Annotated in this window: 16 protein-coding genes; 13 read left to right on the top strand and 3 right to left on the bottom strand. The window is 58.4% G+C overall.

Translation table 11 applies throughout. The annotated features are described in order from the left end of the window. The first annotated feature begins 98 nt into the window (after positions 1-98). Positions 99-1,052 carry a VirK/YbjX family protein gene (locus tag CSK29544_RS18485; protein WP_029038922.1) on the top strand — a complete coding sequence of 318 codons (954 nt, stop codon included), beginning with the start codon at positions 99-101 and terminating at the stop codon, positions 1,050-1,052. Positions 1,053-1,207: 155 nt separating this feature from the next. Here CSK29544_RS18485 and CSK29544_RS18490 read toward each other — a convergent pair whose 3' ends face one another. Then, complete coding sequence (locus CSK29544_RS18490; protein ID WP_007888475.1) at positions 1,208-2,866, bottom strand: ATP-dependent endonuclease; 1,659 nt, start codon at positions 2,864-2,866, stop codon at positions 1,208-1,210. 273 nt (positions 2,867-3,139) lie between these two features. Between CSK29544_RS18490 and CSK29544_RS18495 the strand changes: the two genes are divergently transcribed. The 6 genes from CSK29544_RS18495 (at position 3,140) to CSK29544_RS18520 (ending at position 10,988) form a co-directional block, all read left to right on the top strand. Next, positions 3,140-4,039 (top strand): LysO family transporter, encoded by a 900-nt coding sequence (locus CSK29544_RS18495; protein WP_004387940.1) that lies wholly within the window; start codon positions 3,140-3,142, stop codon positions 4,037-4,039. Positions 4,040-4,179: 140 nt separating this feature from the next. After that, positions 4,180-5,832, top strand: coding sequence for a hydroxylamine reductase (gene hcp / locus CSK29544_RS18500; protein ID WP_007888477.1), 1,653 nt, complete (start codon positions 4,180-4,182; stop codon positions 5,830-5,832). Positions 5,833-5,842: 10 nt separating this feature from the next. Then, entirely contained in the window at positions 5,843-6,811 is a 969-nt protein-coding gene (gene hcr, locus CSK29544_RS18505; RefSeq protein ID WP_029038921.1) for an NADH oxidoreductase, read from the top strand. Between the two features lie 270 nt (positions 6,812-7,081). Beyond that, entirely contained in the window at positions 7,082-8,800 is a 1,719-nt protein-coding gene (gene poxB / locus CSK29544_RS18510) for a ubiquinone-dependent pyruvate dehydrogenase (RefSeq protein ID WP_007888481.1), read from the top strand. 34 nt (positions 8,801-8,834) lie between these two features. Further along, positions 8,835-9,842, top strand: a complete 1,008-nt coding sequence (ltaE, locus tag CSK29544_RS18515; RefSeq protein WP_007888482.1) for a low-specificity L-threonine aldolase — start codon at positions 8,835-8,837, stop codon at positions 9,840-9,842. 129 nt (positions 9,843-9,971) lie between these two features. After that, a complete protein-coding gene (locus CSK29544_RS18520; protein ID WP_007888483.1) occupies positions 9,972-10,988 on the top strand; it encodes a 3-beta-hydroxysteroid dehydrogenase in 1,017 nt (338 codons plus the stop codon). A gap of 62 nt (positions 10,989-11,050) precedes the next feature. On the opposite strand, the gene CSK29544_RS18525 is transcribed toward CSK29544_RS18520, so the two are convergent. Together CSK29544_RS18525 and CSK29544_RS18530 are read right to left on the bottom strand one after the other, a co-directional pair. Beyond that, on the bottom strand, positions 11,051-11,881 hold the full coding sequence (locus CSK29544_RS18525) for an N-acetylmuramoyl-L-alanine amidase (RefSeq protein WP_007888485.1): 831 nt from the start codon (positions 11,879-11,881) through the stop codon (positions 11,051-11,053). Then, positions 11,878-12,201, bottom strand: coding sequence for a heavy metal-binding domain-containing protein (locus tag CSK29544_RS18530; RefSeq protein WP_004386731.1), 324 nt, complete (start codon positions 12,199-12,201; stop codon positions 11,878-11,880). Before CSK29544_RS18530 ends, CSK29544_RS18525 begins: the two co-directional genes overlap by 4 nt. A 128-nt stretch (positions 12,202-12,329) precedes the next feature. On the opposite strand from CSK29544_RS18530, the gene CSK29544_RS18535 reads away from it, so the two are divergent. The 6 genes from CSK29544_RS18535 to artJ all read left to right on the top strand — a co-directional run bounded on the left by CSK29544_RS18535 (position 12,330) and on the right by artJ (position 16,978). Then, complete coding sequence (locus CSK29544_RS18535) at positions 12,330-12,857, top strand: lipoprotein (protein ID WP_007866400.1); 528 nt, start codon at positions 12,330-12,332, stop codon at positions 12,855-12,857. A 202-nt stretch (positions 12,858-13,059) separates the two neighbouring features. Further along, positions 13,060-13,788, top strand: a complete 729-nt coding sequence (artP, locus tag CSK29544_RS18540; RefSeq protein ID WP_004388042.1) for an arginine ABC transporter ATP-binding protein ArtP — start codon at positions 13,060-13,062, stop codon at positions 13,786-13,788. 20 nt (positions 13,789-13,808) lie between these two features. Further along, a complete protein-coding gene (gene artI / locus CSK29544_RS18545) occupies positions 13,809-14,540 on the top strand; it encodes an arginine ABC transporter substrate-binding protein ArtI (protein WP_004388043.1) in 732 nt (243 codons plus the stop codon). 8 nt (positions 14,541-14,548) lie between these two features. Continuing rightward, positions 14,549-15,265, top strand: coding sequence for an arginine ABC transporter permease ArtQ (artQ, locus tag CSK29544_RS18550; RefSeq protein ID WP_007888487.1), 717 nt, complete (start codon positions 14,549-14,551; stop codon positions 15,263-15,265). After that, entirely contained in the window at positions 15,265-15,933 is a 669-nt protein-coding gene (gene artM / locus CSK29544_RS18555) for an arginine ABC transporter permease ArtM (RefSeq protein WP_014729230.1), read from the top strand. The genes artQ and artM overlap by 1 nt, the downstream gene beginning before the upstream one ends. A gap of 313 nt (positions 15,934-16,246) precedes the next feature. Next, entirely contained in the window at positions 16,247-16,978 is a 732-nt protein-coding gene (artJ, locus tag CSK29544_RS18560) for an arginine ABC transporter substrate-binding protein ArtJ (protein ID WP_004385167.1), read from the top strand. Positions 16,979-17,216 lie beyond the last annotated feature (238 nt).

Consider the following 17,216-nt stretch of genomic DNA (forward strand, 5'->3'; position numbering starts at 1 on the left):
ACCAAACCCTATGCAGCTCGTAAATAAACCACGGCGTTGATATTGCGTTGAGTGATGATTTGTTTCCATAACCTCAGACTTCATTACGAGACCAGGTTATGTCCGCACTTGCCGAAATTTCCATACAGCCGCCAGCCCATAGCGCCTGGCAACTCTTTCGCCTGCTTGCGACAGGCCAGAAAACGCCGGGGCTCGCATGGGAGAACCCCGCCTATCGGCGGAAATTCATGCTGCGCTCGCTGGCAACGCCCTTCGCCACCCGACGCTGGCTTTCAGTGCTCGCCCGTCAGCCGATGCTTGACGCCTTGCTGCATGCCCAGCCGGGCCTGCCGTGCCGTCTGCACAGGCCCTGGCTGTCGGTCAATGTGTCGCGAAAAGCGGCGCTGGCCGCGCTGGAATATCATTACCAGCATATCGAGCGTCTTTTGCCCGACACGCTGATGCAAGGGCACCTGACGCGACAGGGCAGCACGCTTGCCACGCTTAGCGGAAAAAACGACGCGCAGTATCGTCTCGACCTTGCCGCCATCGCCGACCTCGACAAAGAAGGCGAAACGACGGTGATTTTCCGTGACGCTAACGGCGTCGTACTTGCCGAAATGACCTTTACGCTTTGCGAAGTCGACGGCCAATCTGCACTGTTTATTGGCGGCTTACAGGGTGCCAAAGCCTGGGTTGAACACGATCAGATCCAGCTGGCGACCAAAGCCTGCCACGGCCTGTTTCCTAAACGCCTGCTGCTTGAGGCGGTCTGCCTGCTGGCGCAGCACTTTGGTGTAAGCCAGATACTCGCGGTCAGTAACGAGACACATATCTACCGTAGCTGGCGCTATGCGAAGAAGAAAAAGGATAAACTGCACGCCGATTATGACAGCTTCTGGGAATCGCTCGGCGGTGAAAAGGACGCCCGGGGGCTTTACCACATGCCGTTGCAGATAACCCGTAAATCGCTTGAGGAGATAGCCAGCAAAAAACGCGCGGAATATCGTCGTCGTTATGAGTTGCTGGAGAGTATGACGGCGCAAATCGCCGCGCGGTTTAACGAGCGGTAATCGGCGGGCGGGTGCGCGCGTTTACCTGCCTTACAATGTTATTCGTCACCTCACGCGGCGAGTGCGCTTCGCTTACCCGTCCTACAAATCATCGCCAACCGCTGGCGGGTACGCTTCGCTTACCCGCCCTACCAGATGTACTCATTGCCAAAAAGCTAATCCGCGCGACCGCGGGCGAGCCACAGCACGCGCGAGAACATTTTGCGCAGCAGCGGTGGCACCGCATCCATCCCGCGACGGGCGGCTTCCATCGCCACTTCAATCGCCAGATCGGGTTTCGACGAGCGGTGAATGGCTTTAACAATCACCCGCCGCATATTCATATGCACCGTTTCCGGCACCTGCGCGACGCGGTAAAACACGGCGTCAAAGCCTTCGCGATACATAAAATGTTCCATATCCGGCGCGGGAAGCTCGGTCAGATGCTGACGCACCTGTTCACCGTCGTTATTCACGATACTTTTTACCGTCGCAGAATATTTGCGCCCGGCATCGTCGCCATCCACCAGTACATGCCACTCAATGCCCATACGTCGGGCAAATTTGATAAGTGGTTTTAAGCCCGACTGGGCGAACTCAATAACTTTGATGCCTTCGGCCTCGAAGTGGTAACCGCACTGGCGCGCCAGCTCGTTCATCATCCAGACTTCCGTTTCCCCTTCCACCAGCAGCCAGCAGCGCGCGAACAACGCTGATGGCCGGTTAAAGCGGATATGAAACGCGATGCGGCGGCTATCTTCGGCATTCATGCCGCCAGGCCCCAGCCGCCACGCCGCCACCTTGCCCGACGCACGCACCAGCCGGCAGACATGCTCAACCGGGGTCATCGACAGCAGCTCGCCGGAGTTGGTGGTGGTGAGCTTTTGCAGCGGCAGCAGGTTCAGCAACTGCCAGGCTACGGAGAGCATAATGGGGTGTAGCCGTGTTTCAGGATCTTCCACCAGCAGCAGCGGCCGGGCGTATTTATCGAGCCGAACGTTGCCTTTGGCCTGCAACAACGTGGCGAACAGCCCCAGCAGGATAACCCGGTAAGCCCGCCCGCCGGGCTTATCAATCATGCGGTTGATGATATCGAGATAACGCCAGCTGCGCTGTTCGTCGTGCGAATGACGACGCATCAGGCGGTAGCGCGGGCCTGCGGTGCCCTGCTCGGAAAAGTAGTGCTCCAGCAGTTGCACCATCGCCGACAGCCCCTGACGAATCTGTTCATCCGTGAGGTTTTGCGGGCGGGAGACCAGCTCGCGTGTGAGAAATTCCAGCTCGCGCGCCGTCACTTCCACCTGGGGCGTATGGGCAATGGTGTTGTCGTGCAGACGACGCATAAAACGGGCGTCACGCAACCGCAGTACCGGATTCAGACGGATAAGCTGCCGCGCCAGCGCATCGATATCGTCCAGCGCGAGCGGTTCACCCTCGGCGTTAAGAAAGCTACGTAGCGTGAGCACGCTGTTATCGTCGTTAAGCTCGCCTTCCAGCCGGTAGAAAATCCGCTCAAAGCCATCGCCGCCCGGCGTCATTAATGGGCGTAAACCGCGAAAACGGCGGCGCTGAAAATCCCCCGGCTCGGTTTCGCGAAAAATAAGAATGACATGCAGATGTCGTTCGCGTCCGTGAATATCTCCCGGTGGAAACCAGAAGTCGTTGCGCGTAAAGGAGTAGAGCGTTTCACCCGGATTCAGCAGCAGCGTCAGCGCATCCAGCAGGCTTGATTTCCCCCACGCGTTTTCGCCAATCAGCACATTATTATGTTCAAGCGTTAACGATAAGCGGTTAATTCCACGAAACCCGGCGATTTCCACGCGTTCAAGAAACATCTCTCCTCCGGCTGCATCTGCATGGCTGCGTGTCGGCAGTATAGCTATTCAATCAGTGCCTTAACAGAGAAAGACGGGGCGTAAACGCCGCATTGCGAGGCGTCTCGAAATAATAAAAGCGTGATAATCAAGCCGGTAATAAATAGCTTTCATCATGCGCTAACGCAATGAAATACGGCTAATAACCGCCGCTTTACTCGCCTGGATGAATTCTGTAGGGTGTGGCGGCACGCTTATTCCCGCACTTACGTTATCTCAGGGACCGCTCACCTCATGTTGTCAGGACTGTTAATTATCTTAGTGCCGCTGATTCTCGGCTACCTTATTCCCCTGCGTAAAGCAGGCGCGCTGCGGCTTATCAATCAGCTGTTAAGCTGGCTGGTGTACATTATTCTTTTCTTTATGGGCATCAGCCTGGCCTTTCTCGATAATCTGTCGGCGAATCTGCTGGCGATCCTGCATTATTCTGCCGTCAGCATTACCGTCATCATGCTGTGTAATATCGCAGCCCTCCTGTGGCTTGAACGGGCCATTCCGTGGCGTCATCAGCACCGCCAGGAAAAGCTGCCGTCGCGCCTCGCGATGGCGCTGGAATCTCTGAAACTGTGCGGCGTGGTTGTGCTTGGTTTCCTGCTGGGGCTGACCGGCCTTGCGTTTCTTAAACACGCCACTGAAGCCAGCGAATACACCTTAATTTTTCTGCTGTTCCTGATTGGTATTCAGCTTCGCAACAACGGCATGACGCTAAAACAGATTGTGCTGAACCGCCGCGGCATGATGGTCGCCATTGTGGTGCTGGGTAGCTCGCTTATTGCAGGTGCCGTGAATGCGCTGCTGCTCGATTTACCGCTTCGCACGGGATTTGCAATGGCGTCCGGTTTTGGCTGGTATTCGCTCTCCGGCATTCTGATGACGGAATCCTTCGGCCCGGTGATTGGCAGCGCCGCGTTTTTTAACGATCTGGGCCGTGAGCTCATCGCGATTATGCTGATCCCGGCGCTGGTGCGCCGCAGCCGCTCTGCCGCGCTTGGCATCTGCGGGGCGACGTCGATGGATTTCACGCTGCCGGTGCTGCAACGCAGCGGTGGCCTGGAGCTGGTGCCTGCCGCCATCGTCCACGGGTTTATTCTGAGCCTGTTAGTGCCGTTGCTGATGGCGTTTTTCGCTGCCTGATACTCCTTTGGCGGTAGTTCTCTGCCGCCAAAATTGCGTTAAATCAATCTCTCTTCAGGTTCCTGAAAAATCCCTTTTCACCCTGCGCGCCGAAGCCTAACCTTAAACATGTATATTAAATATAACTTTAAGGTGTCATCATGTTTTGCGTGCAATGTGAACAAACGATTCGTACTCCGGCAGGTAACGGCTGCGCGTATGCGCAAGGGATGTGCGGGAAAACCGCTGAAACCTCCGACCTTCAGGATCTGCTGATTGCGGCTTTGCAGGGGCTTTCCGCCTGGGCGGTAAAAGCACGCGAGCTTGGCATCATCGATCATCAGGTAGATAGCTTCGCGCCCCGCGCGTTTTTCTCAACCCTTACTAACGTTAACTTCGACTCGCCGCGCATCGTGGGTTACGCCCGTGAGGCTATCGCCCTGCGCGAGGCGCTGAAAATCCAATGCCAGGCCGTTGATAAAAGCGCGCAGGTGGATAACCCGATGGCCTCGCTGACGCTTTCAAGCGACGATCTGGGCGATTTACAGCGTCAGGCCGCCGCGTTCGCGCCGAATATCGATAAGGCCTTGATTGGCGAGAATATTCTCGGTCTGCGCCTGCTTTGTCTCTACGGCCTGAAAGGCGCGGCGGCCTATATGGAGCACGCGCATGTGCTCGGGCAGTACGACAACGCCATTTATGGTCAATATCACAAGATGATGGCGTGGCTCGGCACCTGGCCTGCGGACATGAACGCGCTGCTGGAGTGCGCGATGGAAATCGGCCAGATGAACTTTAACGTCATGCGTATTCTGGACGCCGGTGAAACCAGCAAATATGGCCACCCGACGCCGACGCAGGTTAACGTCAAAGCGGTGGCGGGCAAATGCATTCTGATTTCCGGCCACGATCTGAACGATCTCTATAACCTGCTGGAACAGACGGAAGGCACCGGCGTGAATGTTTACACCCACGGCGAAATGCTGCCTGCGCACGGCTACCCGGAACTGCGTAAATTTAAGCATCTGGTCGGCAACTACGGCAGCGGCTGGCAGAACCAGCAGGTTGAATTCGCCCGCTTCCCCGGCCCGATTGTGATGACCTCCAACTGCATTATCGACCCGACCGTCGGCAGTTATGACGATCGCATCTGGACCCGCAGCATCGTCGGCTGGCCGGGCGTGAGTCATCTTGAAGGCGACGACTTCGGGCCGGTGATCGCCCAGGCGCAGCAGATGGCGGGCTTCCCGTATAGCGAAATCGAACATCTCATCACCGTCGGCTTCGGGCGTCAGACGCTGCTTGCTGCCGCCGACACTCTGATCGATCTGGTGAGCCGCGAAAAACTGCGCCACATCTTCCTGGTCGGCGGCTGCGATGGCGCGCGCGGTGAGCGCAGTTATTTCACCGATTTCGCCACCCAGGTGCCGAGCGATTGCCTGATCCTGACGCTCGCCTGCGGCAAGTACCGCTTTAACAAGCTCGATTTCGGCGCGATCGAAGGCCTGCCGCGTCTGGTGGACGCAGGCCAGTGTAACGACGCCTACTCCGCCATTATTCTCGCCGTAACGCTTGCTGAAAAACTGGGCTGCGGCGTGAATGATTTGCCGCTGTCGCTGGTGCTGTCATGGTTTGAACAAAAAGCGATTGTGATCCTGCTGACGCTGCTGTCGCTCGGCGTGACCAATATCGTCACCGGCCCGACCGCGCCAGGTTTCCTGACGCCGGATCTGCTGGCGGTGCTGAATGAGAAATTTGGTCTGCGCCAGGTGACTACTGTTGAGCAGGATATGCGCGCGCTGTTAGGCGCGTAAGGAGGAAAGAATGACAATGCCGACCCCACAATGTCCGTGGCGAATGCAGGTCCACCATATCCGGCAGGAGACGCCGGATGTCTGGACGCTCTCGCTGCTGTGCCACGATTTCTATCCGTATCAGGCCGGGCAGTATGCGCTGGTGAGCATTCGCAACAGCGCCGAGACCCTGCGCGCGTATACGATTTCTTCAACGCCCGGCGTTAGCCCGTTGATTACGCTGACGGTGCGCCGCATCGACAATGGCGAAGGCTCCGGCTGGCTGACGCGCGAGGTTAAACGCGGCGATTATCTGTGGCTGTCTGACGCGCAGGGCGATTTTACCTGCGCCGACAAAACCGAAGATCGCTTCCTGCTGCTGGCGGGCGGCTGCGGCGTAACGCCGATCATGTCGATGCGCCGCTGGCTTGCGGCATATCGCCCGCAGGCGGATGTTCAGGTGATTTATAACGTGCGCACGCCGCAGGATGTGATTTTCGCCGACGAGTGGCGCGATTACCCGGTGACGCTGGTGGCGGAAAGCGGCGACGCGCCGGGTTTTGTACACGGGCGTCTCACTCGCGAGATGCTGATGGCGGTGCCGGATCTTACCCGCCGTACCATAATGGTGTGCGGCCCCGCGCCGTATATGGATTTTGTAGAGCAGGAAGTGAAAGCGCTTGGCGTGGCGCGTTTTTATAAAGAGCAGTTTTTCACGCCGGTGTCCGAGGCCGCGACCAGCGGGATTAAGTTCACCACGCTTACGCCCGCCCGCGAGTTTTATGGCGCGGTCGGCACCACGCTGCTGGCGGCGCTTGAGAGCAATCACGTGCCGGTGAATGCCGCATGCCGTGCGGGCGTATGCGGCTGCTGTAAAACGCGGGTGCTGTCTGGCGAGTACAGCGTGACGAGCACCATGACGCTGACGGAGCAGGAGATTGCCGACGGCTACGTGCTGGCGTGTTCGTGTCATCCGGCAGGCGATCTGGTTCTGGCGTGATGTGATTTTTGCGTGGCGGGTTTGTGTGGCGGCGGGTGCGCTACGCTTACCCGCCCTACGTAAAATCAACGCGATAAATTCTGTAGGGTGGGTAAGCGAAGCGCACCCACCATAACCATAAAACCAATCCAACGCCCCCTGTAGGGTGGGTAAGCGCAGCGCACCCACCATGCCCGTAAAACTCACCCAACTCACGGCTACGTCCCTTCCTGCCTGCGATTTTGAACTACGCTTGTAACCGTTATCACTACTTCTCACTAAGGAGGGAGCATGAAACAGACCGTCGCGTCATATATCGCTAAAACCCTGGAGCAGGCGGGCGTGAAACGCATCTGGGGCGTAACGGGTGATTCGCTCAATGGCCTCAGCGACAGCTTAAACCGCATGGGCACTATCGAGTGGATGTCCACCCGCCATGAAGAGGTCGCGGCGTTCGCGGCGGGTGCCGAAGCGCAACTGACCGGTGAGCTGGCGGTCTGCGCGGGCTCCTGTGGGCCTGGCAACCTGCACCTCATCAACGGCCTGTTTGACTGCCACCGCAACAATGTCCCCGTGCTGGCCATCGCCGCGCATATTCCCTCCAGTGAAATCGGCAGCGGCTATTTCCAGGAGACGCACCCGCAGGAACTGTTTCGCGAATGCAGCCACTATTGCGAGCTGGTCTCAAGCCCGGAGCAGATCCCGCAGGTGCTGGCCATCGCGCTGCGTAAAGCGGTGCTGGAGCGCGGCGTCTCGGTGATTGTTCTGCCTGGCGACGTGGCGCTGAAACCTGCGCCGGAAGAGGTCAGCCCCGGCTGGTATCACGCGCCGCAGCCGGTCATCGTGCCGCCGCATGACGAACTCAAAAAGCTCGCCCAGCTGCTGCGTTACTCCGATAACATCGCGCTGATGTGCGGCAGCGGCTGCGCGGGCGCGCATCAGGAGCTGCTGGAATTCGCCCGCACGCTGAAAGCGCCCATCGTCCACGCCCTGCGCGGCAAAGAGCATGTCGAGTATGACAACCCGTATGACGTGGGTATGACCGGGCTTATCGGCTTCTCGTCCGGCTATCACACTATGATGAACGCCGACACGCTGATCCTCCTCGGCACCCGCTTCCCCTACCGCGCGTTCTACCCTACCCACGCCAAAATCATTCAGATTGATATCAACCCCGGCAGCATCGGCGCGCACAGCAAAGTGGACATGGCGCTGGTGGGCGATGTGAAAGCAACGCTCGCCGCCCTTCTGCCGCTGCTGGAAGAGAAAACCGACCGGCACTTCCTGGACAAAGCGCTGGAAGATTACCGCGACGCGCGCAAGGGGCTGGATGACCTGGCGCAGCCGAGCGAGAAAGCGCTGCATCCGCAATATCTGGCCCGCCAGATAAGCCATTTCGCCGCGCCGGACGCCATTTTCACCTGCGATGTCGGCACGCCGACGGTATGGGCCGCGCGTTATCTGGAGATGAATGGCCAACGCCGCCTGCTCGGTTCGTTTAACCACGGTTCGATGGCGAACGCGATGCCGCAGGCGATAGGCGCTCAGGCGAGCGCGCCGGGGCGTCAGGTGGTGGCGATGTGCGGCGACGGCGGTTTCAGTATGCTGATGGGCGATCTGCTTTCGCTGGTGCAGCTCAAGCTGCCGGTGAAAGTCATCGTCTTTAATAACAGCGTGCTGGGCTTTGTGGCGATGGAGATGAAAGCGGGCGGCTATCTGACCGACGGCACCGATCTGCACGCCACCAACTATGCGCGCATCGCCGAAGCCTGCGGCATTCCGGGCATTCGCGTTGAGAAAGCGAGCGAACTGGACGACGCCCTTTCGCGCGCCTTCAGCACCGACGGCCCGGTGGTGGTGGACGTTACCGTCGCCAAAGAGGAGCTGGCGATGCCGCCGCAAATCAAAATGGAGCAGGCCAAAGGCTTCAGCCTCTATATGCTGCGCGCCATCATTAACGGCCGCGGGGATGAGGTTATCGATCTGGCGAAAACCAACTGGTTCCGGTAAAAGAGTCTTTTCTGTTCACTGAAAAGGATATGCCGTGATCGATTTACGCAGCGATACCGTCACGCGCCCGGGCAAAGCGATGCTGGAGCGCATGATGGCGGCCCCCACCGGGGATGATGTTTATGGCGACGACCCAACCGTCAACGCGCTTCAGGACTATGCCGCGCGTTTAAGCGGTAAAGAGGCGGCGCTGTTTCTGCCAACAGGCACCCTGGCCAACCTGGTGGCGCTGCTGAGCCACTGCGAGCGCGGCGAGGAGTATATCGTCGGCCAGCTCGCGCATAATTATCTGTATGAAGCAGGCGGCGCGGCGGTGCTCGGCAGCATTCAGCCGCAGCCGATTGAGGCCGACGGTGACGGTACGCTGCCGCTGGACAAAGTGGCGGCCAAAATCAAACCCGACGACATTCATTTCGCCCGCACCCGACTGCTGAGCCTGGAGAATACCCATAACGGCAAAGTGCTGCCGCGTGACTATCTCCAGCAGGCGTGGGACTTCACCCGCGAGCGCGGTCTCGCGCTGCACGTGGATGGCGCGCGCATCTTTAACGCGGTGGTGGCGTATGGCTGCGAGCTGAAAGAGATCGCGCAGTATTGCGACACCTTCACTATCTGCCTCTCGAAAGGGCTTGGCGCGCCGGTGGGCTCGCTGCTGGTCGGCAGCCATGACTATATTAAGCGCGCGAAACGCTGGCGGAAAATGACCGGCGGCGGTATGCGTCAGGCAGGTATTCTCGCCGCAGCCGGCCTGTATGCGCTGGAGCATAACGTCGCGCGTCTGAAAGAGGACCACGACAACGCGGCCTGGCTTGCCGCGGCGCTGCGCGACGCGGGTGCAGAAGTGCGCCGTCACGACACCAATATGCTGTTTGTCAGCGTGCCGCAGGCGCAGGTCGCCGCGCTGGGCGCGTTTATGAAATCGCGCAATGTGCTGATTAGCGCCGCGCCGGTGACGCGTCTGGTGACGCACCTTGATGTCAACCGCGAGCAGCTTGAAACCGTCGTGGCGTACTGGCGGGAATTTTTACAGCAAACGGCATAACGCGTTTACAGCGCTGCGGCGAGGGGAATATTCAGCTGCGCTAAAGCGCATTGTTACGTTGTTCCCATTGCATCAGCGCTGATTTCACGGAAGAATGCGCGGCTAAACGTTACAGCACAGTGGATCGATATGAAGGTACTGGTCACGGGCGCCACCAGCGGTTTAGGCCGAAACGCGGTCGAATATTTACGTCATCAGGGCGTCCAGGTCAGAGCCACCGGGCGCAACGAGGCGATGGGCAGACTGCTTGAGAAAATGGGCGCGGAGTTTATTCACGCCAATTTAACCGAACTGGTTTCATCGCAGGCGAAAGCGATGCTGGCCGGTATCGATACGCTCTGGCACTGTTCCAGCTTTACCTCTCCCTGGGGCCCGCAGGAGGCGTTCGATCTCGCGAACGTGCGCGCCACCCGCCGCCTCGGCGAATGGGCCGTCGCCTGGGGCGTGCGCAATTTCGTGCATATCTCCTCGCCCGCGCTCTATTTCGATTACCACCACCATCGCGATATCCGCGAAGATTTCCGCCCGCACCGGCTGGCTAACGCTTTTGCACGCAGCAAAGCCGCCAGCGAAGAGGTCATTCAGCTGCTGGCGCAGGCCAACCCGCAGACGCGCTTTACCATTCTGCGTCCGCAAAGCCTGTTCGGGCCGCACGATAAAGTCTTTTTCCCGCGCCTGGTGCAGATGATGCGCCATTACGGCAGCGTGTTGCTGCCGCGCGGCGGCGAGGCGATGGTCGATATGACCTATCACGAAAACGCGGTTCATGCGATGTGGCTTGCAAGCAGCAGCGCCTGCGACGCCCTGCCGTCAGGCCGCGCTTATAACATCACCAACGGCGAAGCGCGCCCGCTGAAAAGCATCGTGCAGAAGCTGATTGATGAACTGGGGATGTCGTGCCGTATCCGCTCGGTGCCCTACCCGATGCTGGATATGATGGCGAGAAGTCTGGAGCGGCTCGGCAAGCATTCCCATAAAGAGCCAGCGCTGACCCATTACGGCGTCTCCAAGCTGAACTTCGATTTCACGCTGGATATCAGCCGCGCTGAAAATGAGCTCGGCTATAAGCCGGTGGTGTCGCTGGATGAAGGCATCGAGCGCACCGCGTACTGGCTGCGCGATCACGGCACGCTGCACCGCGGATAACACCCATCACCAGTAAAAAAACGCCGCATTGCGCGGCGTTTTTTATTTCGGGCTGTGGAATCTCACCCCTGACCATATTTCTCCAGCAGCGCCCCGGCGATGGCCTCGCTTTGCGCGTCCGGCAGGCCATCGTAGCGTGCGGGGCGAAAGTGCATCTGAAACGCCTGAATCACACGTTTGCGCTGCGCCTCGCTCATCTGCGGCGTCACTTCATAGCCGTAGCGCGCCAGCAGATCCAGCAGCGTTGCTTCATCCACCGGCGCGTAAGGGTTACGCCCGGCGAGATAAAACGCCACGCGCGATTCATCCGGCCATGCCCCGATCCCTTGTGCCGCCAGCGCCTGCCACGGAAAGAGCGGCCCCGGATCGTCTTTGCGCTGCGGCGCGATATCCGCATGCGCCACGACGTTTTGCGGGGCAATCTGGTAGCGCTGAATGATGTCGCGCGCAAGCTTGCTGAGCACGGCTATCTGCGGCGGGCTGAACGGGAAGTACTGCTTCTGACCGTCGATTTTCCGGTAGCCGTAGTTTTCCAGCTCAATGCCCACGGAGGTATCGTTCAGGCGCGTGGCTCCACGCCAGAAACTGATGCCCGCATGCCACGCCAGCTCGCGCTCCGGCACCAGCTGCCAGATAACCGGTTTGCCGCCTTTTTGCGGCGGGTTCGCCGGGATCAGATAGTGCGAGCTGACGTGCCGGTCGGTCAGCGTGGCAAGCGAGGTGTCAAAATCATCGGCGGTGTAGTGAATAACTAGCACTTTGATGCGCGGATACGCCGCCTGCGCCGCGCGGCGCGTATCCACTCTATAGTCGCCGCGATCGACAATCCCTTTTTCGCCCGCGCAGCCCGCGAGCAGTGCCGCCAGTAACAGCGGCCAGCCACGCAGCTTCATCGACGGGTTTTCACCGCCGTACCGGAAACGCTCACCATCAGCATGCTGCCGTCTTTGCCGACGGTTTCATAATCGATATCGATCCCGACAACCGCATCGGCCCCCAGCGACGCCGCCTGGTCGCCCAGCTCGCGAAACGCGATTTCACGCGCCTTGCGCAGCTCTTTTTCATACGCGCCGGAGCGGCCGCCGACGATGTCGCGGATGCCTGCGAAGAAGTCGCGAAAGATATTCGCGCCGAGGATCGCCTCGCCGGTGACGACGCCGCAATACTCAACAATGACTTGTCCTTCCAGGGTTGGGGTGGTGGAAAACTGCATGGTTCTCTCCTTTTGGCTATCAATGCGTTAGCTGACGATACCAGACGCAATTCGGTCGCGATACGCTATGCTAAAAAAGTCCTGTGACAAGAAACGTAGTCCTGCTTACCGGAATAAGGAAATAAAAAATGCGCCATTCAGTTCTGACTCTGGCTCTTCCGTGCGCCCTGCTGCTGAGCGCCTGTACGACCGTGACGCCCGCCTTTAAGGATATCGGCTCGCGAAGCGGTCCGTGTGTGGAAGGCGGCCCTGATACCGTGGCGGAACAGTTCTACCAGCATCGCATCGAACAGCGCAGCCAGGGGCTGACGAACCTGACGTCTCTGCGTCCCTATTTAAGCGATTCGCTCTATCAGTTGCTGGATAAATCGAACCGTGAGAACCATGCCGGGAACGGCTTCTTGCGTACCGATCCGTTCTCCAGCCGCACCGAAACGCCTGAGCGCGTGCGCGTCGCCAGCGCCTCGCGTATCCCGAACACCGACGCACGCAATATTCCGCTGCGTGTGGAGCAGCAGCGCGGCGAGACAAAATGGCTTGATGAAGTGCTGATGGTGCGCGAAGGCCAGTGCTGGACGGTGGACGATGTGCGCTATCTGGGCGGCACCGTACATGCGCCAGCGGGCACGCTGCGCCAGTCGCTGGAGCGTCGCTAAGCGCGCTGGGGGTGGCGTGCGATAAACCGTCTGGCTTAGCGCCATCTGGCCGACATTTATTCTTGCCCCACCCCCACCCCGCTATTTCGTGCTGGTTTTGTACCGTAAATGTGGAGAATATTAAGTTTTAACGCACTAATATTGCATAACTATTCTGCCAACGGTACTATTCGCGGTCTCAATTGCTATTCAACTGCTACGCATGAGTATTCAACTAAACGGCATAAACTGCTTCTACGGCGCGCATCAGGCGCTGTTTGACATCACGCTCAGCTGCCCCGAGGGCGAAACGCTGGTGTTGCTTGGCCCAAGCGGCGCGGGTAAAAGCTCGCTGCTGCGGGTACTCAATTTGCTGGAGATGCCGCGTTCCGGGCAGCTCAGCATTGCGGGCAACCAGTTTGATTTCGCGAAGGCGCCGGGCGACAAAGCGATTCGCGAACTGCGCCGCAACGTCGGCATGGTCTTCCAGCAGTACAATCTGTGGCCGCACCTGACGGTGCTGGATAATCTTATCGAGGCCCCGTGCCGGGTGCTCGGGCTCAGCAAAGAGGCCGCGCGTAAGCGTGCCGATAAACTGCTGGAACGCCTGCGCCTGACGCCGTATGTCGATCGTTATCCGCTGCACCTTTCCGGTGGTCAGCAGCAGCGCGTGGCGATTGCGCGCGCGCTGATGATGGAGCCGCAGGTGCTGCTGTTCGACGAACCGACGGCCGCGCTCGACCCGGAAATCACCGCGCAGATAGTCAGCATCATCCGCGAGCTCTCCCAGACCGGGATCACGCAGGTGATTGTGACGCATGAAGTGGAAGTGGCGCGTAAAACCGCCAGCCGGGTAGTCTATATGGAAAATGGACATATTATCGAGCAGGGCGACGCGAGCTGCTTTAGCGCCCCTGCGACCGAGGCGTTTAAAAACTATCTTTCCCACTGAAGATGACCGGAATAATGACAATGAAAAACGTATTGATTGCCGCGCTTCTCGCAAGCGTTAGCCTTTCCGCCGCCGCAGCACAAACTATTCGTTTCGCAACCGAAGCCTCTTACCCTCCGTTTGAGTCCATGGATGCGGGCAACAAAATCGTCGGTTTCGACGTCGATCTGGCCAACGCGCTCTGTAAAGAGATCGATGCGACCTGCACCTTCACCAACCAGGCGTTCGACAGCCTGATCCCGGCGCTGAAATTCAAGCGTGTGGACGCGGTCATGGCTGGCATGGATATCACGCCTGAGCGCGAAAAACAGGTGCTGTTTACTACGCCGTACTACGACAACTCCGCGCTGTTCGTGGGTTTACAGGGTAAAAACAGCAGCATCGAACAGCTGAAAGGCAAGCGCGTGGGCGTGCAGAACGGCACCACTCACCAGAAATACATCACCGACAAACACCCGGAAATCACCACGGTGCCGTATGACAGCTACCAGACCGCGCGCCTGGATCTGCAAAACGGCCGTATCGACGCCGTATTCGGCGACACTGCCGTTGTGACCGAGTGGCTGAAAACCAACCCGAAACTGGCCGCCGTTGGCGATAAAGTGACGGACAAAGACTATTTCGGCACCGGCCTTGGCATCGCGGTTCGTCAGGGCAACACCGAGCTTCAGCAGAAATTCAACACTGCGCTGGAGAAAGTGAAGAAAGACGGCACTTACAAGGCCATCTACGACAAATGGTTCCAGAAGTAATCGCCTGAATGAACGATATGTTACCTTTAGCAAGCGCCGCCGGGATGACCGTCGGCCTTGCCGTTTGCGCGCTTGGCCTGGGGCTGGTGCTGGCGATGCTGTTCGCCGTGCTGGAATCGGCGAAGTGGCGGCCGGTCGGCTGGCTTGCCACGGCGCTGGTTACCCTTCTGCGCGGCCTGCCGGAAATTCTGGTGGTGCTGTTTATCTATTTCGGCTCCTCGCAACTGCTGCTCACCCTCTCGGACGGCTTTACGATCCCGCTTGGTTTCACGTCCATTCCGGTACAAGTGCAGATCGATAATTTCGACGTCAGCCCGTTCCTGTGCGGTGTGATTGCCCTCGCCCTGCTCTATTCCGCCTATGCCTCGCAGACGCTGCGCGGCGCGCTGAAAGCGGTGCCGCACGGCCAGTGGGAATCGGGCCAGGCGCTGGGCCTGTCGAAATCGGCGATTTTCTTTCGTCTCGTGATGCCGCAGATGTGGCGCCACGCGCTGCCGGGGCTTGGCAACCAGTGGCTGGTGCTGCTGAAAGACACCGCGCTGGTGTCGCTGATTAGCGTGAACGATTTGATGCTGCAAACCAAAAGTATTGCCACCCGCACCCAGGAGCCGTTTACCTGGTACATTATCGCGGCGGCGATTTATCTGGTGATCACCCTGATAAGCCAGTACATCCTTAAGCGTATCGACCTGCGCGCCACGCGCTTTGAGCGGAGGCCGGGCTGATGCTGGATTACTTACCAGAGCTGTTAAAAGGGCTGCACACCAGCCTGACGCTCACCGCGGCGTCGATAGCCGTAGCACTGGTGCTGTCGGTGATTTTCACGATTATCCTGACGCTGAAAACGCCGGTGCTGGTCTGGATTGTGCGCGGCTACATTACGCTCTTTACCGGTACGCCGCTGCTGGTGCAGATCTTCCTGATTTACTACGGGCCGGGGCAGTTCCCGTCACTGCAGAATTTTCCGTGGCTGTGGCATGTGCTCTCCGAGCCGTGGCTGTGCGCGCTGGTGGCGCTGTCGCTGAACTCGGCGGCGTATACCACGCAGCTCTTTTACGGGGCTATCCGGGCGATCCCGGAGGGCCAGTGGCAGTCCTGCGGGGCGCTGGGCATGAGCCGTAAAGATACGCTGGCGATCCTGCTGCCGTATGCGTTCAAGCGCGCGCTGTCGTCCTATTCCAACGAAGTGGTGCTGGTGTTCAAGAGTACGTCGCTTGCCTACACCATTACGCTGATGGAAGTGATGGGCTACGGGCAACTGCTGTATGGCCGCACCTATGATGTGATGGTGTTTGGCGCGGCGGGCGTGATTTATCTTATCGTCAACGGCCTGCTGACGCTTCTGATGCGTTTGATCGAGCGCCGCGCGCTGGCGTTTGAGCGCCGCAGTTAGTTCTCTCTGCCCTCTCCCTTTATGGGAGAGGGTTTTCTGTTTGTTTTATGGCGGGTGCGCTGCGCTTACCCGCCCTACGCAAATCTGAATCTTCTTTTGTAGGGTGGGTAAGCGACGCGCACCCGCCAGTCTGAAAACCTGAATATTCTTTGTAGGGCGGGTAAGCGCAGCGCACCCGCCATCTCCCCTCACCCGCACAACCAAATAAAATACTTATACGTTTTTATTGCATATAAATTCACATAATGGCATGGTGTCAACACGCCGGGTAAACGGTGACATAAAATAAGATTGACAGACGGGAGCTTCACGCATGAAAAAAATCATTCTGGCCGCCATGCTCGCTGGCGTCGCATTCCACGCCGCGGCAGCGGATAAAATCAGCTTCGGTTCTTCGGCAACCTACCCACCTTTTGAGTCGCTCGACGCCAGCAATCAGATCGTCGGTTTCGACATCGATCTCGCCAAAGCGTTATGCAAACAAATGCAGGCGGAATGCACCTTCACCAACCATGCTTTCGACAGCCTGATCCCGGCGCTGAAATTTAAAAAATATGATGCCGTTATCTCTGGCATGGATATCACGCCGGAGCGCCAGAAACAGGTCGCCTTTACCGCGCCGTATTACGCCAACTCTGCCATCGTTATCGCTAAAAAAGGCGCATATAAATCTTTCGATGATCTGAAAGGCAAACGTATCGGTATGGAAAACGGCACCACGCACCAGAAATATCTCCAGGATAAACACCCGGAAGTGAAAACCGTGGCGTATGACAGCTACCAGAACGCGATTATCGACCTGAAAAATGGCCGTATCGACGGCGTCTTCGGCGATACCGCCGTGGTGAACGAATGGCTGAAGAACAATCCGCAGCTCGGCACCGCGTCAGAAAAAGTCACCGACCCGCAATACTTCGGCACCGGCCTTGGCATTGCGGTACGCCCGGATAACGTTGCGCTGCTGAAAAAACTTAACGACGCGCTGGCGGCCATTAAAGCCGATGGCACTTATCAGAAAATCAGCGACCAGTGGTTCCCGCAGTAAACGCCGCATTTACCTTTCAAGGCCCGCCACGCGGGCCTTCATTTTTTATATGGCGCGTAAATGGATGTGAAGATAAGTGACGGGTGTTATGCAGGCCCAGGCGGCGGGTGCGCTGCGCTTACCCGCCCTACGACTCCGAATAAGCCTTACCATCTTGCATAGGGTGGGTAAGCATCAGCGCACCCACCTTTGCGTTCTGGCGGGTGCGCTTTGCTTACCCGCCCTACAACCCCGAATG

This window comes from Cronobacter sakazakii, assembly GCF_000982825.1.
GTDB lineage: Bacteria > Pseudomonadota > Gammaproteobacteria > Enterobacterales > Enterobacteriaceae > Cronobacter > Cronobacter sakazakii.